This is a genomic window from Rhodococcus sp. RS1C4, assembly GCF_002258225.1.
In the GTDB taxonomy this organism is placed as follows: Bacteria; Actinomycetota; Actinomycetes; order Mycobacteriales; family Mycobacteriaceae; genus Rhodococcoides; species Rhodococcoides fascians_E.
Window position 1 is genome coordinate 123,073 of record NZ_NOXZ01000048.1, and the last position, 21,880, is coordinate 144,952.

At 65.6% G+C, this 21,880-nt stretch carries 21 protein-coding genes and 1 pseudogene; 7 read left to right on the forward strand and 15 right to left on the reverse strand.

The window, feature by feature from the left end:
- Nucleotides 1-62: 62 nt before the first annotated feature.
- Nucleotides 63-938: a type I methionyl aminopeptidase gene (gene map, locus CH289_RS24430; RefSeq protein ID WP_019664224.1), complete on the reverse strand. Its 876-nt coding sequence runs from the start codon at nucleotides 936-938 to the stop codon at nucleotides 63-65.
- 109 nt (nucleotides 939-1,047) lie between these two features.
- Between map and CH289_RS24435 the strand changes: the two genes are divergently transcribed.
- Nucleotides 1,048-1,914, forward strand: a complete 867-nt coding sequence (locus tag CH289_RS24435; protein ID WP_026347632.1) for a LuxR C-terminal-related transcriptional regulator — start codon at nucleotides 1,048-1,050, stop codon at nucleotides 1,912-1,914.
- Here CH289_RS24435 and CH289_RS24440 read toward each other — a convergent pair.
- The 5 genes from CH289_RS24440 to dxr all read right to left on the reverse strand — a co-directional run bounded on the left by CH289_RS24440 (nucleotide 1,911) and on the right by dxr (nucleotide 8,322).
- The gene (locus CH289_RS24440; protein ID WP_094728783.1) at nucleotides 1,911-3,713 is read right to left on the reverse strand and encodes a penicillin-binding transpeptidase domain-containing protein; all 1,803 of its coding nucleotides are present in this window, start codon (nucleotides 3,711-3,713) and stop codon (nucleotides 1,911-1,913) included. The genes CH289_RS24435 and CH289_RS24440 overlap by 4 nt on opposite strands.
- 50 nt (nucleotides 3,714-3,763) lie before the next feature.
- Nucleotides 3,764-4,600, reverse strand: coding sequence for a GNAT family N-acetyltransferase (locus tag CH289_RS24445; protein WP_019664227.1), 837 nt, complete (start codon nucleotides 4,598-4,600; stop codon nucleotides 3,764-3,766).
- 110 nt (nucleotides 4,601-4,710) lie between these two features.
- Nucleotides 4,711-5,850: a flavodoxin-dependent (E)-4-hydroxy-3-methylbut-2-enyl-diphosphate synthase gene (gene ispG / locus CH289_RS24450; protein ID WP_094728785.1), complete on the reverse strand. Its 1,140-nt coding sequence runs from the start codon at nucleotides 5,848-5,850 to the stop codon at nucleotides 4,711-4,713.
- Nucleotides 5,851-5,914: 64 nt separating this feature from the next.
- Entirely contained in the window at nucleotides 5,915-7,129 is a 1,215-nt protein-coding gene (locus CH289_RS24455) for a M50 family metallopeptidase (RefSeq protein ID WP_019664229.1), read from the reverse strand.
- Between the two features lie 5 nt (nucleotides 7,130-7,134).
- A complete protein-coding gene (gene dxr, locus CH289_RS24460; RefSeq protein WP_371828075.1) occupies nucleotides 7,135-8,322 on the reverse strand; it encodes a 1-deoxy-D-xylulose-5-phosphate reductoisomerase in 1,188 nt (395 codons plus the stop codon).
- 64 nt (nucleotides 8,323-8,386) lie between these two features.
- Here dxr and CH289_RS24465 point away from each other — a divergent pair, with 64 nt between their 5' ends.
- Nucleotides 8,387-9,289, forward strand: a complete 903-nt coding sequence (locus CH289_RS24465; protein WP_230594233.1) for a LysR family transcriptional regulator — start codon at nucleotides 8,387-8,389, stop codon at nucleotides 9,287-9,289.
- Nucleotides 9,290-9,367: 78 nt separating this feature from the next.
- A pseudogene (locus tag CH289_RS24470) lies at nucleotides 9,368-10,435 on the forward strand (TDT family transporter); the annotation flags it as partial.
- A 19-nt stretch (nucleotides 10,436-10,454) separates the two neighbouring features.
- On the opposite strand, the gene puuE reads toward CH289_RS24470, so the two are convergent.
- Entirely contained in the window at nucleotides 10,455-11,366 is a 912-nt protein-coding gene (gene puuE / locus CH289_RS24475; protein ID WP_020110283.1) for an allantoinase PuuE, read from the reverse strand.
- A 188-nt stretch (nucleotides 11,367-11,554) separates the two neighbouring features.
- Between puuE and CH289_RS24480 the strand changes: the two genes are divergently transcribed.
- Nucleotides 11,555-11,824 carry a DUF2631 domain-containing protein gene (locus tag CH289_RS24480; protein WP_019664234.1) on the forward strand — a complete coding sequence of 90 codons (270 nt, stop codon included), beginning with the start codon at nucleotides 11,555-11,557 and terminating at the stop codon, nucleotides 11,822-11,824.
- Nucleotides 11,825-11,929: 105 nt separating this feature from the next.
- Here CH289_RS24480 and rlmN read toward each other — a convergent pair whose 3' ends face one another.
- Nucleotides 11,930-12,994 (reverse strand): dual-specificity RNA methyltransferase RlmN, encoded by a 1,065-nt coding sequence (gene rlmN, locus CH289_RS24485; protein ID WP_051104840.1) that lies wholly within the window; start codon nucleotides 12,992-12,994, stop codon nucleotides 11,930-11,932.
- A 281-nt stretch (nucleotides 12,995-13,275) separates the two neighbouring features.
- Here rlmN and CH289_RS24490 point away from each other — a divergent pair, with 281 nt between their 5' ends.
- Both CH289_RS24490 and CH289_RS24495 read left to right on the forward strand, forming a co-directional pair.
- The gene (locus CH289_RS24490) at nucleotides 13,276-13,689 is read left to right on the forward strand and encodes a LapA family protein (RefSeq protein WP_019664237.1); all 414 of its coding nucleotides are present in this window, start codon (nucleotides 13,276-13,278) and stop codon (nucleotides 13,687-13,689) included.
- 107 nt (nucleotides 13,690-13,796) lie between these two features.
- On the forward strand, nucleotides 13,797-14,636 hold the full coding sequence (locus tag CH289_RS24495; RefSeq protein ID WP_020110286.1) for an HpcH/HpaI aldolase/citrate lyase family protein: 840 nt from the start codon (nucleotides 13,797-13,799) through the stop codon (nucleotides 14,634-14,636).
- 9 nt (nucleotides 14,637-14,645) lie between these two features.
- On the opposite strand, the gene CH289_RS24500 is transcribed toward CH289_RS24495, so the two are convergent.
- From CH289_RS24500 to rpsB, 6 genes are all read right to left on the reverse strand, one after another.
- Complete coding sequence (locus tag CH289_RS24500) at nucleotides 14,646-15,359, reverse strand: class I SAM-dependent methyltransferase (RefSeq protein WP_019664239.1); 714 nt, start codon at nucleotides 15,357-15,359, stop codon at nucleotides 14,646-14,648.
- Entirely contained in the window at nucleotides 15,356-16,228 is an 873-nt protein-coding gene (locus CH289_RS24505) for a phosphatidate cytidylyltransferase (RefSeq protein ID WP_051104842.1), read from the reverse strand. The genes CH289_RS24500 and CH289_RS24505 overlap by 4 nt, the downstream gene beginning before the upstream one ends.
- 90 nt (nucleotides 16,229-16,318) lie before the next feature.
- Nucleotides 16,319-16,876 (reverse strand): ribosome recycling factor, encoded by a 558-nt coding sequence (frr, locus tag CH289_RS24510; RefSeq protein ID WP_019664241.1) that lies wholly within the window; start codon nucleotides 16,874-16,876, stop codon nucleotides 16,319-16,321.
- A 58-nt stretch (nucleotides 16,877-16,934) separates the two neighbouring features.
- Entirely contained in the window at nucleotides 16,935-17,663 is a 729-nt protein-coding gene (pyrH, locus tag CH289_RS24515; protein ID WP_019664242.1) for a UMP kinase, read from the reverse strand.
- Nucleotides 17,664-17,885: 222 nt separating this feature from the next.
- Entirely contained in the window at nucleotides 17,886-18,710 is an 825-nt protein-coding gene (tsf, locus tag CH289_RS24520; RefSeq protein WP_019664243.1) for a translation elongation factor Ts, read from the reverse strand.
- A 92-nt stretch (nucleotides 18,711-18,802) separates the two neighbouring features.
- Nucleotides 18,803-19,663, reverse strand: coding sequence for a 30S ribosomal protein S2 (gene rpsB, locus CH289_RS24525; protein WP_019664244.1), 861 nt, complete (start codon nucleotides 19,661-19,663; stop codon nucleotides 18,803-18,805).
- Nucleotides 19,664-19,999: 336 nt separating this feature from the next.
- Here rpsB and CH289_RS24530 point away from each other — a divergent pair, with 336 nt between their 5' ends.
- A complete protein-coding gene (locus CH289_RS24530) occupies nucleotides 20,000-20,515 on the forward strand; it encodes a M23 family metallopeptidase (protein ID WP_019664245.1) in 516 nt (171 codons plus the stop codon).
- On the opposite strand, the gene CH289_RS24535 is transcribed toward CH289_RS24530, so the two are convergent.
- A complete protein-coding gene (locus CH289_RS24535; protein ID WP_033189586.1) occupies nucleotides 20,512-21,864 on the reverse strand; it encodes a MinD/ParA family ATP-binding protein in 1,353 nt (450 codons plus the stop codon). The genes CH289_RS24530 and CH289_RS24535 overlap by 4 nt on opposite strands.
- Nucleotides 21,865-21,880: the final 16 nt, after the last annotated feature.

The following is a 21,880-nucleotide window of genomic DNA, read 5'->3' on the forward strand; positions in this document are numbered from 1 at the left end:
GAGGTTCGTTCCGCGGGCTCCACTCAGAGCCTTCACAACGAGGTTCGTTCCGCAGGCTCCACTCACGGCAGAGTGAGAATTTCGCAGCCCGTGTCCGTGACGACGAGGGTGTGCTCGAACTGCGCGGTCCACTTGCGGTCCCGTGTCACCACCGTCCAGCCGTCGTCCCACATCTCACCGTCGATGGTGCCCAGGTTGATCATCGGCTCGATCGTGAAGGTCATGCCCGGCTCGATGATGGTCTCCACCGACGGCTGGTCGTAGTGCAGCACCACCAGGCCGTTGTGGAACGTGGTGCCGATGCCGTGGCCGGTGAAATCCTCCACGACGCCGTAACCGAAACGATGCGCGTAGGACTCGATGACGCGGCCGACGACGTTGAGCGCGCGCCCCGGCTTGACTGCCTTGATGGCACGCATCGTCGCTTCGTGCGTGCGTTCGACGAGCAACCGCGCCTCCTCGGAGACGTTCCCGGCGAGGAATGTTGCGTTGGTGTCCCCGTGAACACCGTCGATGTAGGCAGTCACGTCGATATTGACGATGTCACCGTCCTGAACGACGGTGGAATCGGGGATGCCGTGGCAGATCACCTCGTTGAGGGACGTGCAGCACGATTTCGGAAATCCCCTGTAGCCCAACGTCGACGGGTACGCACCGTGGTCGATCATGTACTCGTGCGCGATGCGGTCGAGTTGGTCGGTCGTCACACCGGGTGCAACGGCTTTACCCGCTTCCTGGAGCGCGCGAGCGGCGATGGTGGACGCGACCCGCATCTTCTCGATCACCTCGGGCGTCTGAACCCACGGCTCGCTGCCTTCGTTCGCAGTCGGCTTCCACGCGTACTCCGGTCTTTCGATCGACGCGGGAACGGACAGAACCGGTGATACGACACCCGGCACGAGTGGCTGGCGCGGCTTGCTCTCGGCGGTCACAGACATGCGTCCAGGGTAGTCGGTGAGCCTCGAACCCGATCGTCACGGCCCGATACCCCACCCGCTATGATGCAGGTCACAGGACCCCGAGGAGCCCGACGTGTCGACCGACGAAATGCCACGCCCCCGCACACGTGACGGCGTTCTTCGTCCACGTGACGGGGATGCGCTGCGTGCCGAACTGAGGCACATCGCCGACGCGTCGGGAGTCCCGGTCGTGTTCGGCGGTGAAGTCGACTCGCACACACTGTGTCTCAGCCACTTCCACGGCACCAGAACACGAGGTCTCGACGGACTCGTCATTCCGAGCAGGTCCGGCCTCGGCGGCCGAGTGCTGGATCAACGTCGTCCCGCCGCGGTCAGCGACTACCGAGCGTCGATGTACATCACCCACGATTACGATCAGCCGGTCCTCGGCGAGGGTCTGCAATCGATTCTGGCTGTTCCTGTCGTCGTCGCGGGAGCGTCACGGGCGGTGATGTACGCAGCGATCCGAGAACGCGGACCCATGGGCGACCGCGTGGCGGACAGCATGATCCGCGCATCGAAGCGGCTGGCGCAGGAAATCGCCGTCCGCGACGAAGTCGACCGTCGGTTGCGCCTGATGGACAGCGTCGCCGCACACCCCGCTGCGCCCTCGACGTCGGCGACGGAGACCCTGCGCGAGATCCACGCCGAATTGCGCACCCTATCGGGATCCGACATCGACGAAACCGTGGCAGCACGGCTCGTGGAACTGTCCGACCGCATCGCAGGCTCGTTGCGCGGTCCCGACGTGGAATCGGACGTGACACTCTCCGCTCGCGAAACCGACGTTCTCGCGCAGATAGCACTGGGCTGCACCAACGCGGAGGCAGCCGCGAGGCTGTCACTCAAGCCGGAGACGGTCAAGTCCTACCTTCGGTCGATCATGAGCAAGACCGGCACGCGCACACGCCACGAATCGGTGGTCGCCGCACGCCGGTTGGGCCTTCTCCCCTAGTAACCGGCGGGCAACTGCTCGAACATCTGGCGCGTGACCGCCACCGCGTTATCCGAGCTACCGCCGCGTACCACCAGGGTCGCGAACGCCAGATCACCTCGGTAGCCGACGAACCACGCGTGCGATCCACCGTCGACCTCGGCCTCACCCGTCTTCCCGTAGACCTCCCCCTGGTCGGCGATCCGCTCGGCCGTTCCGCTGGTCACCACCGAGCGCATCATGCCGCGAAGACCGTCGACCATCGCAGGTTCGATCTGCGGGTGCTCCCCCTCGATCGTGGTCTCCCGACCGACGATGAGAGTGGGCACCGGCGTCGAGCCGTTGGCCACCGTCGCCGCCGCCAACGCCATGCCGAAGGTGGACACCACCACCTTGCCCTGGCCGAAACCGTCCTCGGTGCGCTGCACCAACTCCTCGGCCGGCGGTACCGAACCGGAGTCCGTCGGCAGTCCGACCACGTCGTACTCGGGTCCGACGCCGAATTGCGACGCCGCCACCGTCAACGCGTCCGGCGCCATCTCGCTCGCCAACTTCGCGAACGACGTGTTGCAGGAGCGCGTGAACGCCGTTCCCATGGAGACGTTTCCGAGCGAGAACTCGTTGTAGTTCGGGATGCTGCGTTCGCCGATCTCGATGCGACCGGGGCACGGAACCGTGGTCTCCGGGCCCGCGAGCCCGTTGGAGATGGCGGCACCGGCAGTGATGATCTTGAAGGTCGATCCCGGCGGGTACAGGCCGGCGGATGCAACGGGTCCGTCCCTGTCCGCTTCCTTGTTCTGGGCGACGGCGAGAACGGCACCGGTCGACGGCTGGATCACCACCATCATCGCCTGTTCGGCGCGTGCATCGACCGCGTTCTGTGCCGCGACCTGGATGTTGCGATCGAGACTGATCGAGAACGACGGCGCGGGTTCGGGCGGCGTGTCGGTCAACACGTCGATGTCCACGCCGTTCCGGTTGACCGTCACCACACTCCACCCGGCCTTGCCGTCGACCTCGTCGATGACGGATTTCTTGACCTGGGAGACCAGGTCGGGAGCGAAGTCCCTGTCGGTGGACAGCAGATCCGATTCGTCCGACGCCGATACTCCCGACAGTCCGGAGAGTGCCGCCGCGACTGTTCGATAGTCCTCGTCTCGGAGCAGCGCAACCGGGTACGCACCGTCGACGGACGTCGCGGACTCGACGATGCTCTGCGCCGAGATGCTGGAGTCGAACGGAGCGAGAAGGCGGGCGAGGTTCGTGGCCGTCGCGACGATGTTGTCCGACTCGTCGGCGGTCACCTTGATGCGATGCACGACGCCCGGAACCAACACGTCGGTGCCGGAGCGCTCGTTCACCCGCGCACGCGGCGGTGCCGTCGACCGCAGAGCCATCGTCTGCGTTTCGCCCAGGCCTGGATGAATGTCGGTGGAAGTCCACCGCACACCCCACTGCCCGTCGGTGCGTCCCATACGGAGTTCACCGTCGTACGTCCACACCCGTTCCTTCGGCAGTTGCCACTCGTAGGTGTAACCGACGGTGGCCGTGTCCCCGTCGACGCGAACCGAAGTGGTTGTGGCATGCAAAGATTCAGCTTGCAGGTTGTTCCATGCATCCGACAGCGCGGCGGACGCGACGTCCGGACGGTCGGTGTCCGCGGCCGCGGCGTCGATGTCCTGGGAAGAGAACGCATCGAGGAATGCCTGCGCCGCAGGCTCGGGTCCCGCCGGGCTCGGCGTGCACGCCACTGCAGATCCCGTCACCACGACACACGCAGCCGCGACCACGAGGCAACGACGAAGACCCGAGAATTCCATTGCGCCCATCGTAGTTCGGCGACGCCCGGGTCCCCGGCAACGAATCGCTGTCAGTCGAGAAGGACCGTCGTGAACGTCGCAACCTGAGTGAGGCCGATCCGCGCGTACGCACGACGGGCGGGGAAGTTGAAACTGTTGACGTAGAGGCTGGCCACGCGCCCGCTCCGCACCACCGCGTCGACGACGGTTGCCGTTCCCGCCGACCCGAGACCGCGGCCTCGGTAGAGAGGATGCACCCATACGCCTTGGATCTGGCCCACGGTGGCCGAGCGTGAACCGATCTCGGCCTTGTACACGACCTGGCCGTCCTCGAAACGCGCCCATGCCCGGCCCGCGGCGATGAGACTTGCGATCCGACGACGGTAGCCACGGCCGCCGTCGTTGGCACGTGGATCCACACCGACTTCCTCGATGAACATCGCCACAGCGGCCGTCAGGTAGACGTCGAGTTCGTCGGCGCGCACCAACCGGACTTCGGGGTCCGGTGGAAACTCCGAGAGTTGTGACGTGGCGAGGAGCGGTTGCTCGCTCCGCAACTCACGCGGCGCTCCCCAGTCGGCTTCCAGCATTTCCCACAGCGGAAGCGTCAACTCGGCGCGCCCGACGAGCGAGGAACACATACGTGGGCCTCGGCAGGCGCGGTCCGCGAACGACCGCAGATCGTCGACGTCGCCGAGCAGTGGAACCAGGTTGGCACCGTAGAAGCACAGAGACTCCTGCGGTCCCCCTCGACTCCACATCTCTCCGTGGAACGACCGTGGGTCGAGCCCGGATTCCTGCACACGCGCCGCGATCATGCACGTGGCAATGGGATCGGCGTCGAGCACACGGAGAACACTGGCAGTGTCCTTGTTGCTCAGTGGCTTCGCGCCGAGGAGCTTGAGCACCGTCCGTCACCTCCCGAGCTACGCGCGTCCACCGTCATGGACATAGATTGCCAGATCGACGCATGCATCGGGGACTTTACGGGTGGGACATTCGGCCCCACTTCGAGTGGTTACCCGACGGTGACGACCGGCGCTCCCGAGTCGGCGCCCTCACCCTCGTCGAACTCCTCGGCGATGCGCATCGCTTCCTCGATGAGCGTCTCCACGATCTGGGCCTCGGGCACGGTCTTGATCACCTTGCCCTTGACGAAGATCTGGCCCTTGCCGTTTCCGGACGCCACACCGAGATCCGCGTCGCGCGCTTCACCCGGACCGTTGACGACGCATCCCATCACGGCGACGCGCAGCGGGATCTCCATACCTTCGAGACCCGCGGTGACCTCGTCGGCGAGCGTGTAGACGTCGACCTGCGCGCGACCGCAGGACGGGCACGACACGATCTCGAGCTTGCGTGGCCGCAGATTGAGCGACTGCAGGATCTGGTTTCCGACCTTGATTTCCTCGGCGGGCGGCGCGGACAGCGACACTCGGATGGTGTCGCCGATGCCGCGCGACAGGAGCGACCCGAACGCCACGGCGGACTTGATGGTGCCCTGGAACGCCGGCCCCGCCTCGGTCACACCGAGGTGAAGCGGGTAATCGCACTGCGCCGCCAACTGCTCGTACGCCGCGACCATCACGACCGGGTCGTTGTGCTTGACCGAGATCTTGATGTCACCGAAGCCGTGCTCCTCGAACAGGCCTGCTTCCCACAATGCGGACTCGACAAGCGCTTCGGGGGTTGCCTTGCCGTACTTGTCCATCATCCGCTTGTCGAGCGATCCGGCATTGACGCCGATACGGATGGGGATGCCTGCATCGCCCGCGGCCTTCGCGACCTCTTTGACTCGGCCGTCGAATTCCTTGATGTTGCCGGGGTTCACGCGGACCGCCGCGCAGCCGGCGTCGATCGCGGCGAAGATGTACTTGGGCTGGAAATGGATGTCCGCGATGACGGGGATCTGGCTCTTCTTCGCGATGATGGACAGCGCATCCGCGTCGTCCTGTGTGGGGCATGCCACACGCACGATGTCGCATCCGGACGCCGTCAGCTCGGCGATCTGCTGCAGGGTCGCGTTGATGTCGTGAGTCTTGGTGGTGGTCATCGACTGCACCGAGATGGGGTGGTCGCTGCCGACACCGACGGTGCCGACCTGCAGTTGACGAGTCTTACGGCGAGGTCCGAGTACGGGAACCGGCGGTGCCGGCATTCCCAATCCGACTGACACAGTCACTTCGTTGCCTTCTTCCGGTGAGCTTCACCCATGAGTCTACTTAGAACAACTGGATCGGGTTCACGATGTCTGCTGTGAGCGTCAGCAACATGTACGCGCCGCCGATCACGATCACCACGTAGGTGACGGGCATCAACTTCATGTAGTCGACCGGTCCGCCGTTCGGCAGCCCGCGTCTGTTGCGGAAGAAGTTGCGGATCCGCTCGTAGATCGTCACCGCCATGTGCCCGCCGTCGAGTGGGAGCAACGGCAGCAGATTGAAGATGCCGAGGAAGAAGTTCAAACTCGCGAGCAGCAGCACGAACACCGGCCACATGGACCGCTCCACCAACTGTCCACCGATCACCGACGCACCGACCACGCTGATCGGAGTCTCGGCGTCACGCTCACCGCCGGTGATGGATGTCCACAGATCCGCTACCTTGCTCGGCATCTGCACCAGTCGATGCGCGGTCTCGACGAACATGTCGCCAGTGAACGCGAACGACGCGGGAATCGCGGCGAGGGCGTTGTACTGGGTCGGCAGGAACCGTTCCATCGACACTCCGACCGCGCCGACCGTCGCCGACCGTCGGCCGGTTTCCGTACCGTCGGACACCCAGCGCTGCACCTGCTGGACCTGGACGGGGAACGTCAACTCGGCGCCGTCACGTTCGACGACGAAGGTCGCTGTGCCGGACAGAGGCTGGGTCGCCGCGACGACGTCCGTGAACTCGGGTGTCTCGGTGCCGTTCACCGACACGATGACATCGCCCTGCCGAATGCCTGCCTGGAACGCCGGGCTAGGTCCGCTGCACTCCGGGAAAGTCAGATCGTCGTTCTGCGTCGGCGGAACGCACTGCATCTCCCCGACCATCGCGCCGGCCGGCGGGTTCAGATTCGGTAGTCCCCACCCGACGGCCAAGGTGAAGATCAGCACGAAGCCCAGAACGAAGTTCATCCCGATGCCGCCCATCATGACGACGAGCCTCTTCCAGGTCTTCTGGCGGTACATGGCACGGTCGATCTCGTCGGGAGCGAGTTCGTCGATCGCGGTCATGCCGGCGATGTCGCAGAACCCGCCCGCCGGAATGGCTTTCAGGCCGTACTCGGTCTCACCTCGACGGAACGAGAAGACCTTGGGACCGAAACCGATGAAGAAGCGGCGCACCTTCATTCCCGTCGCGCGGGCGGTCCACATGTGCCCCGCCTCGTGCAGCGCGATCGACACCGTGATTCCGAGGGCGAACAGGATCACCCCGAATACGAACACCATCCGGCTCAGTCCTTCTGGTTCAGGAGTTCGCGGGCGTGGGCGCGGGCCCACGAATCTGCAGCGAGGACGTCACCGACGCTGGTGGGTTCGGAGGTCCACTGCCCGGTGCCTGCGTCGAGTACCTGTCCGACCGTCTCCACGATCTGCGGGAAATCGATCCGTCCCGCCAGGAATGCTTCGGCAGCAACTTCATTGGACGCGTTGTAGACCGCCGTCATGCACCCACCGAGCACCCCGGCTTCGCGGGCGAGTTGAACCGCGGGAAACACCCGGTCGTCGAGTGGCTCGAAATCCCACGTGAACGACGTGGTGAAATCGATCGCTCGAGCCGCGTCCCGCACGCGGTCGGGCCATCCGAGGGCGAGCGCGATGGGCAGGCGCATGTCCGGCGGGCTGGCCTGAGCGATCGTCGACCCGTCGAAGAACGTGACCATCGAATGGACGATGGACTGCCGGTGAACCGTCACGTCGATGCGGTCGTACGGAATGTCGAACAACAGATGGGTCTCGATGAGTTCGAGCCCCTTGTTGACCAGCGTTGCCGAGTTGAGGGTGTTCATCGGCCCCATCGACCACGTCGGGTGTGCAGCGGCCTGCTCCGGCGTCACCGATTTCAGTTCCACCTCGGACCATCCCCGGAACGGGCCACCCGAGGCGGTGAGGATCAGGCGATCCACTTCCGCCGCGCGGCCTCCGCGCAGACATTGAGCCAGCGCGGAATGCTCGGAGTCGACGGGCACGATCTGGCCGGGAGCGGCCGCGGACGTCACCAGCGAGCCGCCCGCCACCAGTGATTCCTTGTTGGCGAGGGCGAGCGTTGCACCCGACTTCAGAGCGGCCAGGGTCGGTTCGAGGCCGCGCGACCCCACCAGCGCGTTCAGCACGATGTCTGCCTGCACCGATTCCACGAGGTCTGTCACAGCTCGGTCGCCCGTGAGAATGTCCGGCAGGTTCAGCTCGGCGCCGGCCGTGGGGTTCGCCACCGCGACGGAGTCGACGCCCGTGGCGTCGATCTGCCGACGCAGCACGTCGATGTTTCCGCCCCCGGCCGCAAGCCCCACCACCTCGAACTTGTCGGGGTTGGCCGCGATGACGTCGAGCGCCTGGGTCCCGATCGATCCGGTACTACCCAGCAACAGCACCCTCTTGGGTCTGCCCGACGGTGAATCTTCGACTCGCAGTGGCTCTGGCACTCGTCCATTGTTCCTGATCGTGTCTGAGAGTTCGCTATGCGTGTGCCGTCCCTAAGCTGACACCGTGCCGTTGCCGACCCTTGTGACCGATCTGATCAGCTACGAACTGCTGTTGTCCGTGGCAGAACTCGGCAGCATCGGACGCGCCGGGGAGGCCCATGGAATGTCTCAACCGGCCGCCAGCTCGCGGCTGGCAGCTCTGGAGCGACGAGTGGGCGTGCCACTCCTCGAACGGACGCCCCGCGGCGCCACCCTCACCGCGACCGGAGAACTGGTGGCGAGCTGGGCCGAGCGCGTCGTCGTCGAAGCCGCGCGCCTCGCGACGTCCATCGAATCACTTCGGACCGACCGGAACAGCCACGTGAGAGTCGCGGCCAGCCTCACGATCGCCGAGTACCTCGTCCCCCGATGGCTGATCACGCTGCGCGCTCAGGAGCCGTCGGTCACGCCGTCGCTGTCGTCGGGCAATTCCGCCGATGTCTCCGCCGCCGTTCTCGCCGGCCGCGCGGACATCGGTTTCGTCGAGAGCCCCGACGTGCCCAACGGACTCGAGCACTGCGACATCGCGCACGACGAGCTGGTCGTGGTCGTCGCCCCGGGCCACGAGTGGGTGGGCCGCTCGATCACCGCACGAGAACTGGCGTCGACGCCGTTGGTCACCAGAGAACCCGGCTCGGGCACCCGCCGCGCCCTCGAACGAGCGCTCGAGAGCACCGACTCGGCCCCGCCGTTGCTCGAAGTGTCGTCCACCACGGCGATCAAGGCCGCGGTCGGGGGCGGAATGGCGCCCGCAGTGCTCAGTTCACTCGCCGTGTCCGCCGAGCTGGCGGCAGGCACGCTGGTCCGCGTCCGCACGGACGGGCTGGATCTGCGCCGCTCCCTCCGTGCCGTGTGGCCCACGGGAACCCGCCCGAACGAGCCGTCGTCGACGTTGGTGACCATCGCCATAGCGGCCACCGAGTCATAAGCCGAGGTTTGGACGCGATAGGCAATCGACGTCTACCGTCGCCGCCCACGGCCGGGCACCGTGAGTGTCATGACCACGATGCTCCTCGCGAACGTACCCGCCACCCGACGAGGTTCCGGCGCCTCCACCGCGATATTCCGAGACGTCACCCCGAATCTGTTCACCACGGTGATGGGGACGGGCATCGTCGCCACCGCGGCGGCGACGCTCCCCGTCCAGTTCGTCGGGCTGCGGGTGTTCGCGACGATCGTGTGGGCCTCGGCTGCGTTCGTCATGATCGCGCTGACGGTCGCGCTGGCCGTCCACTGGACCGTGCACCGCGTGCACGCCCTGGCTCACGCGGCGAATCCGGTGACGGTGCAGTTCTACGGCGCTCCCCCGATGGCTCTGCTCACTGTCGGTGCGGGCGCGGAACTTCTCGGCGGCGACATTCTGGGCAACGCGACGGCGACGGCCGTCTTCGCGACGTTGTGGACGGCCGGGACCGTGCTCGGGGTCCTCGCCAGCGTGACTGTTCCGTACCTCATGATCACCACGCACGACCACACCGACGTGGCTGCTCTACCAGCGTGGTTGATCCCCGTCGTTCCTCCGATGGTGTCCGCGTCCACCGGCGCGTTACTACTCCCGCACGTCGCACCCGGCCAGGGGCGGTCGGCCATGCTCGTCGGGTGTTACGCGCTGTTCGGGCTTTCGCTCGTCGTCGGCATGCTGACCGTGGCCCTGGTGTACGGGCGTCTGCTCCACCGCGGTGCACCCGCTGCTCAGGCCGCCCCCACGATATGGATCACCCTCGGGATCGTGGGCCAATCCGTCACGGCGGCAGTGCTTCTCGGCAACGACGCAGCGCTGGTGTTCACGGGCGACGACGCGACGATCGCCACAGGTCTACGGGTGTTCGGGATTGTCCACGGGCTGGTGATGGGCGGCTTCGGAGTGTTCGTGTTCGCCCTCGCCGCGGCCGTGACAATGCGCTCCCTGCGTCGTGAACCAAGCTTCTCCATGAGCTGGTGGTCGTTCACGTTCCCGATCGGAACGTGCGTCACCGGCGCGACCGCGCTCGGCGGCGCTCTCGGCTCCGCAGCTGTCGACGCCGTGGCCGTCGTCCTCTACGTGGTGCTGGTCTCTGCCTGGGCGGTGGTCGTCGCCCGCACCGTCTGTTCCCTCACGTCCACCCGTGCGCCGCGGGAGGGTGCTCGGCGATCCAGTGCCGGGCGATGTCGACACGTCGAGCGATCCACACCTTCTCGTGCGACTGGACGTGGTCGAGGAAACGCTCCAGCGCCCTGATGCGGGCCGGACGTCCGACGAGTCGGCAGTGCAACCCCACCGACAGCATCTTCGGTGAACCGGCTTCACCCTCGGCATACAGAACGTCGAACGCATCGCGGAGGTGCGCGAAGAACTCCTCCCCCGTCGAGAATCCACCGGGCGACGAGAAACGCATGTCGTTGGTGTCGAGCGTGTACGGGACGACGAGGTGGTCCACGGTGTCCGACCCGCGATCCACCCGGGCCCAATACGGCAGGTCGTCGGCGTAGGAATCCGAGTCGTACAGAAATCCTCCGTGCTCGACGACGAGCGACCGGGTGTTGGGTGAGTCGCGGCCGGTGTACCACCCGAGCGGAGCCGATCCCGTCAGCTCGGTCAAGATCTCCATGGCTTCGGCCATGTGTTCACGCTCGACGTGCTCGTCGATCAGTTGATAACCGATCCAACGCAATCCGTGACTCGCGATTTCGTGCCCTTGTTCGACGAAGGCGGCCACCGCGTCCGGATTGCGCTGCATCGCACGGGCGACGGCGAACACGGTCAACGGCAGTCCGCGACGCTCGAACACACGAAGCACTCGCCATACGCCGGCACGAGATCCGTACTCGTACAACGACTCCATACTCATGTGCCGGTTGGGAAACGCCTGAGCTCCGATCATCTCGGACAGAAAGGTCTCCGATGCCGTATCACCGTCCAGAACGTTGTTCTCGGACCCTTCTTCGTAGTTGAGCACGAACTGAACGGCGATCCGTGCCCCACCCGGCCACCGCGGATCAGGAGGATGCGCGCCGTAACCGACCATGTCGCGCGGGTAGGGCACACGGGAGTGGGACAGTCGTTCCGAAGTCACGAAAGTCGAGTCTTCCAGCAATCGCGCCGCCGCGCCGAGGATACGGACCCTGGTGGCTACGACGGACGGTCGTATGCAAATATTGACGAAGACGAGCGCGCCTGCCGACGGCGTGAGACATGACCCGAGAGGATCGACCGGTGGCACAAACCGAGCTGAACCCCGCTTCGTACGACCCGGTCGAGTACACCCACGAGGACATCGCCGAGGTCCCGTCCGCCGAGTGGGGATGGAGCGGTGAGTCCGGCAAAGCCATGCGCATCGCGGCGATCGTCGTTGCGGCCATGCTGCTGTTCATGATTCACGGCAACCACACGGGCCTGGTCGAGGACCTGTGGCTCATCGGCTTCGCGATCGCGCTGGTCGGCATCGTGGTGCGCGACGTGATCGTGCGCCGCAAGCCTCGCTGACGAACTTCCCAGGTCTTCCTTCGTCGCAGGTCTTCCTACTTACGTCGAATGCCCGGTACGACTCGAAGTCGTACCGGGCATTCGCGTTTTCGGGAAGCAGCGCGCCTAGTTCTCGGCAGCGAGCTGCCCGCACGCAGCGGCGATTTCCTGCCCGCGAGTATCGCGGACCGTGCAGGACACACCTTGGGCGATGACTCGTCGCACGAATTCACGCTCGACGTCCTTCGGGCTCGCGTCCCACTCGCTGCCCGGCGTCGGGTTGAGCGGAATCAGGTTGACGTGCACTCGCGAACCCAGTGCCTTGTGCAGCTTCTTGCCGAGCATGTCGGCCCGCCACGGCTGGTCGTTGACGTTCTTGATCATCGCGTACTCGATCGACACACGGCGACCGGTTCGGTCTGCGTAGTAGCGAGCCGCCGACAGGACCTCGGCCACGGACCACCGATTGTTCACCGGCACCAAGGTGTCGCGTAGCTCGTCGTCGGGAGTGTGGAGCGACACTGCGAGGGTCACCGACAACCCCTCGTCGGCGAGCTTGCGGATCGCCGGCGCCAGTCCGACGGTCGACACGGTCACCGACCGCTGGGACAGACCGAGCCCGTCCGGCGCGGGCGAGACGATCTTGCGGACGGCTGCGACGACGCGCTTGTAGTTCGCGAGAGGCTCGCCCATACCCATGAACACCACGTTGGACAGCCGGCCTTCGCCACCGGCGACCACGCCGTCACGCAGATCCGCCGCCGCCGAACGCACCTGGTCCACGATCTCGGCTGTGGTCAGGTTGCGGTCGAGACCACCCTGTCCCGTTGCGCAGAACGGGCACGCCATTCCGCAGCCCGCCTGACTGGAGATGCACAGTGTCGCGCGGTCCGGGTACCGCATCAGGACACTCTCGAGCAGGGTGCCGTCGTTCGCCTTCCACAGCGTTTTGCGTGTGTCGCCGTCGTCGCACGCCAGGTGTTTGATCGGCGTCAACAGTGTGGGGAACAGGTCGGCGCCGACCTTCTCACGCACAGCGGCGGGAAGGTCCGTCATCTTGCTCGTGTCCGCTTCGAGGCGGCTGTAGTAGTGCCTGGCCAACTGGTCGGCACGGAATGCAGGCAATCCGAGTGCCTTCACCGCGTCCTTGAGGCCGTCACGATCGAGATCCGCCAGGTGACGCGCAGGCATTCCACGCTTCCGATCCGCGAACACCAGCGGAAGCGCGGCCCTCGTCGGTGTGGACGTGCCCTCGGCCGAGTCCGGCGAGGGAGCAGTCCCGGTAGCAGCGTGTGCGTCGGAAACGGAAGCGGAGTCACTCATAGTGCCTCCAGTGTCCCACTCCTGCGCACCGACGCCTATTCAGCACGGTTCACCGTCGCCGCCGTCCGTTTCCAGCTCGATGCGGAGGGGTAACCGAATCGACAGCAGATACGCGTGCATTCCCGCCTCGCGTACGAAAGGATCGAACAATGTCCACACCAGCAGGAGATCGCAACGACGGCTCGTTTCCGGACGCGTCGGCACCGTACGAGGACTCGGGTTCGTCGGCGATCACGACGCCGGATTCGGACCAGCACAGCGCACCCGATCCGGAGGCCGTTCGCGATACGAGACCTGCCGTCGGGACGGCGCCGGACGGTATCGCGCACACCAAAGCCGCAGCTACGTGGACCGGCCTGGTGGTCGGCGCGATCGTACTGGTGATCCTTCTCATATTCATCTTGCAGAATCTCGACGCCGTGCCTGTGGAAATATTCGTGTGGACGTTCGAGCTTCCGCTCGGCGTGAGTATGTTGCTGGCCGCGATTGCCGGTGCCCTCGTGATGGCCCTGGCGGGCGGAGTCCGAATTCTTCAGATTCGGCGTGCGGCAAAACGCAAATAACGGATCGAACCGGTGAACAGTATGCACACAAGCTGGCGTAGTCGAACTGAATCGATAATGCTGGTAGTGCCCGATTTCACCACAAGGAGCCTTTTGTGACCACTTTCATGGAGACACCCGTGACGTCTGGCGTCGCGCCCGAGCGTGCACGCTCGTGGCTGTTGGTACCCGCCACCAAACCCGACACGTTCACCGCAGCCGCCGAGTCCGAAGTCGATGCCGTCATTCTCGACATCGAGGACGCCGTGGCACCCGGCGCGAAGCCCGCCGCCCGCGACGCTGTCGTCTCCTGGCTGGAAGCCGGAAACTCCGCCTGGGTACGAGTGAACGACGCGACCACGAGCTTCTGGGCCGACGACCTCGCCGCCCTGTCCGGCCTGAAGGGCCTCGCAGGCATCATGCTGGCCAAGACCGAAAGCGGAAGCCAGGTCGAGGCAACCGCGTCGCGCCTGGCCGAGGGAACGCGCATCCTCGCACTCGTCGAATCCGCCATGGGTCTCGAAGCAACACCCGAGATCGCGCGCGCGGACTCCACGTTCCGGCTGGCGTTCGGCAGCGGCGACTTCCGGCGCGACACCGGAATGAGCGACGAGCCCCTGGCCATGGCGTACCCACGTTCGAGGCTCGTCGTGTCGTCACGAGCGGCACGCCTCCCCGGTCCGATCGACGGTCCAACCCTTACCGCGAACGAGAGCATCCTCTCGCGCGACTCGGCCCTGACGGTGTCGATGGGCATGACCGGCAAACTGTGCATGCACGCCGAGCAGGCTCCTACCGTCAACCGTGAGCTCGCACCGTCGCCGTCCGACGTGACCTGGGCCGACGAGGTCGTCGACGCACTCGGCGCCGACGGAGCACGAGTGAAGGACGGCAGCGACCTTCCACGTCTCGCCAAAGCGTTGAAAATTCGCGACGCCGCCGAGATTTTCGGAGTTCGCGCCGGGTGAGCCGAACGGTCAGGCCAGTTCGATGCCGGCAGGTTTGTGCCGGACATGGACCCGGTACCTGACATCGAAGCCAAGGCCAGGGATGCTGCGTGCAGCCCTGGCCGCTGTGCGTCGGGTGAACTCGATCCCCAGAACCTCCCGCATCGTCCGGCGATCCGAGAACTTCCACCGGGTGTCGACACGCGTCAACGCGAATCCTTGCGCCTCGAAGAATGCTTCCACGGCGCTGCAGTTGTACTTCGGCAGGTCGGCGCGCATCCAGTCTCCGTAGGGCGACGACGAGACGTCGAGATCCACCACGACGAGACTTCCACCCGGAGTGAGCACTCGCAGCGCTTCGGTGATCCCCGGCCCCGCCCCGACGCCGAAGAAGTAGGCCGTTCGGGCGTGCACCAGATCCACGGACGAGTCCGGCAACGGTAACGATTCCGCGTGACCCGCGACCACCTCGACGTTGTGCAGGCCGCTCACTCGTGTCGCAGCCGCCTCCCGGAGTGGCTCGTGCGGCTCGACGCCGATGACCCGACTCGCGTCGGCCGCGAAGTCCGGCAGATGGAATCCTGTTCCGCATCCGACGTCGACCACGACGCGGCCGGCCCAAGGAACCACCGCACGCAGATACCGTGGGATGTTTCCGTCTGCGTCCTGCGCCAGATTCTCCGCCTCGTAGATCTCCGGCCAGTGCCAGATGTTCGGGCTGGGGATGGTGCGGGGATCCGTCACAGCAGGATCGCGAACACCAGCCACGCTACGAAAGCCGACGGAAGCAACGAGTCCAGACGATCCATGATGCCGCCGTGACCCGGTAGCAGCGTACCCATGTCCTTGATCCGGAGATCGCGCTTGACCTGAGATTCGATGAGGTCGCCGAGCGTACCCGTCACCACGAGCACGACGCCGAGGAGAACGCCGATCATGGAGTTGGCGTCGAGGATGAGTGTGACCGTCAGAAGGCTGCCGATCACGCAGAACAGTAACGACCCGGCCAGACCTTCCCAGGACTTCTTGGGACTGATCGCCGGGGCCATCGGGTGCTTGCCGAACAGCACCCCGGCAACATATCCGCCGACGTCGGAGCAGACGACCGCGATCAGGAACACCAGAACCCGTCCCGCACCGTTCTCTTCCAGCACCATCAGCACGGCGAACGAAGCCAGAAGCGGTAGCCAGCAGGCCACGAGAACGGTGACGGCGAGTTCGCGCAGGTAATTCTTCGGTGCCGATCCAAGCCCCTGCTGCAGCAGCAGCCAGACCATGCACACCAGCACGGTCGCCGCCGTGGCACTCAGCACACCCGTCGTACCCCACGGCCATCCGGACCAGATGATCGCTTGACCACCGGCGATGAGCGGGATACGCGGAACCAGAATGCCCGCCTCACGAAGACGCTTGGACACCTCGTAGGTCGCGACCGCCAGCGCGACGGCGACCACTCCTATCCACACCCGCGGCGCGAACACCATGATCAGGATCAGCGATATCCCCAGACCACCACCGACGCCGATGGCGGCGGGAAGATTACGGCCGGCCTTGCCGGGCGACTTGGCAGCTGCACTGCCCGTACCGTTCGGGTCGGGTGCGGCAGACCCCAGTGGTCGTTCCGTACCCGCCACGACGCTGTCTCCTTGCTTCACGTGTTCCACTTCGGTTCCGCGAGGACCCGACCTCCGCAGCGCGGAAGGTCAGACCTCCATCAAATCCGCTTCCTTACGCTTGACGAGCTCGTCGATCGCGGCGGTGTACTTCGACGTCGTCTTGTCGAGCTCGTTCTCGGCCCTGACGACCTCGTCCTCGCCTGCCTCGCCGTCCTTCTGGATGCGCTTGAGCTCTTCCATGGTCTTGCGTCGGACGTTGCGGATGGACACCTTGGCGTCCTCGCCCTTGCCCTTGGCCTGCTTGACGAACTCGCGGCGTCGTTCCTCCGTCAACTGGGGCACCCCGATGCGGATCAGGTTGCCGTCGTTGGTGGGGTTCACGCCCAGGTCGGAGTTCCTGATCGCGGTCTCGATGGGGCCGAGCTGAGCAGCCTCGTACGGCTTGATGACGACGAGCCGAGCCTCGGGGACGTTGATGCTCGCGAGCTGGGTGATCGGGGTGGGCGCCCCGTAGTACTCGACGACGATGCGATTGAACATGCCGGGATTCGCGCGGCCGGTACGGATGCCCGACAGATCGTCGCGGGCGACGGTGACAGCCTTCTCCATCTTTTCTTCTGCGTCGAAGAGCGCTTCGTCGATCACGGTCTGTCCTCCATAGTTCTTGCCGGCATCCCGGCTCCTCGTTCGTCGGTCACGTCGTTCACGACTTGACCAAAGTACCGATGCTCTCGCCTGCAACCGCACGCGCGATGTTGCCCTGCGTCAACAGGTTGAACACCATGATCGGCATCTGATTGTCCATACACAGGCTGAAGGCGGTGGCGTCGGCGACCTTCAGTCCCTTCTCGAGCACCTGCCGATGCGTGATGGAGTCGTACATCGTTGCCTCGGGATCGAGCTTCGGGTCGGCGGAGTACACCCCGTCGACGGCCTTGGCCATGAGCAGCACTTCCGCGCCGATCTCGAGTGCACGCTGAGCGGCCGTGGTGTCGGTGGAGAAGTACGGCATTCCCATCCCGGCACCGAAAATGACCACTCGGCCCTTCTCGAGATGACGCCGTGCGCGTAACGGGAGGTACGGCTCCGCCACCTGCCCCATGGTGATCGCGGTCTGCACACGGGTCGCGACGCCCTGCTTCTCCAGGAAATCCTGCAGTGCGAGGCAGTTCATGACCGTACCCAGCATGCCCATGTAATCGGAGCGCGAACGATCCATACCGCGTACCTGAAGCTCTGCTCCGCGGAAGAAGTTTCCACCGCCGATGACGACGGCTACCTGGACGCCCGTGGAGACCACTTCGGCAATCTGTTCGGCTACGTTGTTGACGACATCCGGGTCCAGGCCGACCTGGCCTCCTCCGAACATCTCACCACCCAGCTTCAGCATCACTCGCTTGAATCCGGGGCGGTCGGTGGCGGGATCGGTCATTGCTCTCCTCGGTTCTCGCCTTCTCGAATGCGCACGGTGAAAAAGGCACTTCGAAGCACCTACGGTCTCATCCTGCCCTATCGGCAGCGTCGCGGGCGACACCGCCCACGACGCGTCGGCACTCGGCCACGCCGGTCCCGACACGGACGATGCCGCCCGCTCGACGTGTGTCGAGCGGGCGGCATCGCAGGTGACCGATTTCGTCGACTCACGAGAAGTCGATCAGTTCGCCCCGACCTCGAAGCGTGCGAAACGCACCAGCGTCACGCCTGCCTCGTCGAGGATGGCCTTCACGGACTTCTTGGAGTCCTGGACCGAGGACTGCTCGGTCAGCACGACGTCCTTGAAGAATCCGTTGACACGGCCTTCGATGATCTTCGGCAGAGCCTGCTCCGGCTTGCCTTCCTCGCGTGCGGTCTCCTCGGCGATACGACGCTCGGACGCGACGATCTCCTCGGGAACCTCGTCACGCGTGACGTACTTGGCCTTGAGTGCGGCAACCTGCATGGCTGCGCCGCGAGCGGCCTCGGCTGCGGCTTCGCCCTCGCCGGTGTACTCGACGAGAACGCCGACGGCGGGGGGAAGATCTGCGCTGCGCTTGTGCAGGTAGGTGGCCACGGGTCCGTCGAAGGACACGACGCGACGGATCTCGAGCTTCTCACCGATCTTGGCCGAGAGCTCCTGCAGGGCGGTGTCGACGGTCTTGCCGTCCAAGTCGAGTGCCTTCAGCGCGTCGACGTCGGCGGGCTTGCCTTCGGCGGCAACAGCGGCGACGGAATCCGCGAACGCCTGGAACTCCTCGTTCTTTGCGACGAAGTCCGTCTCGGAGTTGATCTCGACGAGGACGCCACCCTTGGCGACGACCAGGCCTTCGGCGGTGGATCGCTCGGCGCGCTTGCCGACGTCCTTCGCGCCCTTGATGCGCAGCTGCTCGACGGCCTTGTCGAAATCTCCGTCGGTCTCGGCGAGTGCGTTCTTGCAGTCCATCATTCCGGAGCCGGTGAGCTCACGGAGCCGCTTGACGTCAGCGGCGGTGTAGTTCGCCATGTTGAGCGAGCCTCCTCGAATGCTGTGGGTATGGGTCGTCACGCGCGAAGGGCCCTGGGCGGGGTGTATCCCCCGGCCCAGGACCCGTTCGATCAAGCCTGTGTTGCAGGTGCTTCCGCAGCAGGCGTCTCGGCCGGAGCCTCGGCAGCTGCTTCCTGCGTAGCCTCGGCAGCGGGCGAAGCCTGAGCGAGCTGCTCGAGCTCCCACTCGGCGAGGGGCTCGCCTGCGCCGACCTCGGGCTTCGCGTCGGTCGAGGTGTTCTGGCCCGCGCGAGCCTGGACACCCTCGGCCACTGCAGAGGCGACGACCTTGGTCAGCAGGGCTGCGGAACGAATTGCATCGTCGTTGCCCGGGATCGGGTAGTCGACGACGTCGGGATCGCAGTTGGTGTCGAGGATCGCGATGACCGGGATCTTCAGCTTGCGAGCCTCACCGACGGCGATGTGCTCTTTGTTGGTGTCGACGATCCAGATGGCCGAGGGAACCTTGGCCATGTCACGGATACCACCGAGGGTGCGGTCCAGCTTGGTCATCTCACGCGTGAGCATGAGAATTTCCTTCTTGGTGCGTCCCTCGAAGCCACCGGTCTGCTCCATCGCCTCGAGCTCCTTGAGGCGGAGAAGGCGCTTGTGGACCGTCTGGAAGTTGGTGAGCATGCCACCGAGCCAGCGCTGGTTCACGTAGGGCATTCCCACGCGGGTCGCCTCGGCGGCGATGGACTCCTGCGCCTGCTTCTTGGTGCCGACGAACAGAACCGTGCCACCGTGAGCGACGGTTTCCTTGACGAACTCGTACGCCTTGTCGATGAAGGTCAGAGTCTGCTGCAAGTCGATGATGTAGATGCCGTTGCGGTCGGTGAAGATGAATCGCTTCATCTTCGGGTTCCAGCGACGGGTCTGGTGTCCGAAGTGTGTGCCGCTGTCGAGCAGCTGCTTCATGGTTACTACAGCCATGGCTGAATAACTCTCTTTCGATTGCCGGTTGACGCAGAGTGCCGTGTGACCTCTGCCCTGGCGACCGCTGGCTGCCGGACCCGCTCGCATCGATGCGGGACCGCCGACAACCGGTTACGAAGTACGTGCCACCGAGGTGGATACTTGCGTTACGCGGACGCGCGAAGTCGACCCGTGCAGGCACAGGTCGCTCACACAGTGTACGACGTCCGCGCCCCTGGTCATAACCGGCCTCCGACGACAGTCGCATGCGAGCCTGTGGACGAAGGATTTCGCTATCCACAGGCAGAGCCTCACGGCGTCGGTCGGCGCTGCCCTGTCGTGCACGCTGAAGCGATGCGAAAACTCGTCGGTCGTTCAGCGACAACTCTTCTCGTCACCATCGCCCTCGTGGTCGCCGTCCTTCCACCGGTAGGCGCAGCGCCGGCCCGTGCCGGCGGCACGGGATTCACGTGGCCGCTGGCACCCCGCCCGCACGTCCTCCGCGCGTTCGACCCACCCGAGCACGACTGGTTACCCGGTCACCGGGGTGTCGATCTCGCGGGCGTGGACGGACAGAACGTTCTGGCTGCAGGCGAAGGAATCGTCGTCTTCGCCGGAACCGTCGCGGGCAAGCCCGTGGTGTCTCTCGATCACCCGAGTGGCCTGCGGACCACGTACGAGCCGGTGCGTGCGGCGACGTCCGCGGGTACCCGGGTCGGACGCGGCGACGTGATCGGGGTTCTGGAAGCGGAACACCCCGGCTGCGATGCAGCATGCCTTCACTGGGGGGTGCGTCGCGGACGCGACTATCTGGATCCGACCGTCCTCGTCGAACGTGCACCCGTCCGGCTCAAGCCGCTGACGTCCTAACGCCAGCTCGGTCCGGAATGACGGCCCGACGCAGCGGGGAAATCATCCGCGACCATTGCCGCGAGTTCGACGAAGGCAGCCCTGGTCTGAGGTCGCAACAGATCGAGGTCCACGACAGCGCCCTCGGCCAGGTGCTCGTCGAACGGCACGACGAGCACGGCACGACACCGTTCCAGAAAGTGCTGGGTCAACAAGTTCATGTCGACGGCAGACGAACCGGGACGGACCGAACTGATGACGACGACGGTGCGCTCGACGAGGTGGCCGTACCCGTGCAGCTGCAGCCAATCCAGGGTGGCGGCGGCGCTCCGAGCACCGTCCACGGCCGGTGAAGACACGAGCACGAGCGCGTTGGCGAGCTGAAGCACACCGTTCATCGCCGAGTGCATGATCCCGGTACCGCAATCCGTCAGAATCAGGTTGTAATACACCTGCAGCATCTCGATGACGGACCGGTAGTCCTGCTCGCCGAACATCTCCGACGCGGCAGGATCACGTTCTCCGGCAAGGACTTCCAACCGACTGGGAGCCTGCGACGTGTGTGCACGAATATCCGAGTACCGGCGGATGTTCGGCGCGTCCGCCAACAGATCGCGCACGGTGGACGACGTCTGCCTCGGAACCCTCTCGCCGAGCGTGCCGAAATCCGGATTCGCGTCCACGGCGATCACACAATCCCCGCGGAGCGACGCGAAGGTGGCACCGAGACCCAGCGTGGTGGTCGTCTTGCCGACGCCGCCCTTCAAGGAAAGGAAGGCGATGCGGTAGTCACCGAGCACGGGCTGCCGAATGCGTTCCACCTGGTTGCGGTAGCGCTCCTCGGCAGTCGACTCGCCTGGATTGATGACGCCGCCGGTGAGCCGGTGAACGCCCCGGCGCCACCCGGAGGTGGACGCACGTTTGGGTCGGCGGAGCAAACTGTCTGGGGCGAGATCCTGACTGGTCGGCTGAAAGCGAGGGTCGTGCGGCTGGCCTCCGGGGAACCCACCGCGATCGCGGTCGTCGGAAGTACCGGCCGGGCCCGGCGCCCACGGCGGGGTCCATTCCTCCGGACGCGGGGTGCCCGCGGACGGTCTCGCAGCGGGCGGTCTGTCAGCGGGCGGCGCAGGTGCGTCGGGCTGGGACGGCGACGTGAACCTGGGCGGCGCGGGCTGCCGTTCCGAACCGCGCGGAGTCTGCCAGGGCGGCGCTTGACGTTCCCCGTTCATCGACGTCCCGGTGAACGGAGCCTGGTGAGCGGTGCGTACCGGCTCGACGGGCGTGGTGCTGGGTCGAGCTGCACCGTTCGAGCCGGTCTGGGCACGTATCGACCACGCCGCCGATGCGCCGTGCGTGTGCTCGCGGTCCACGGTCCCCCCGTCTCCA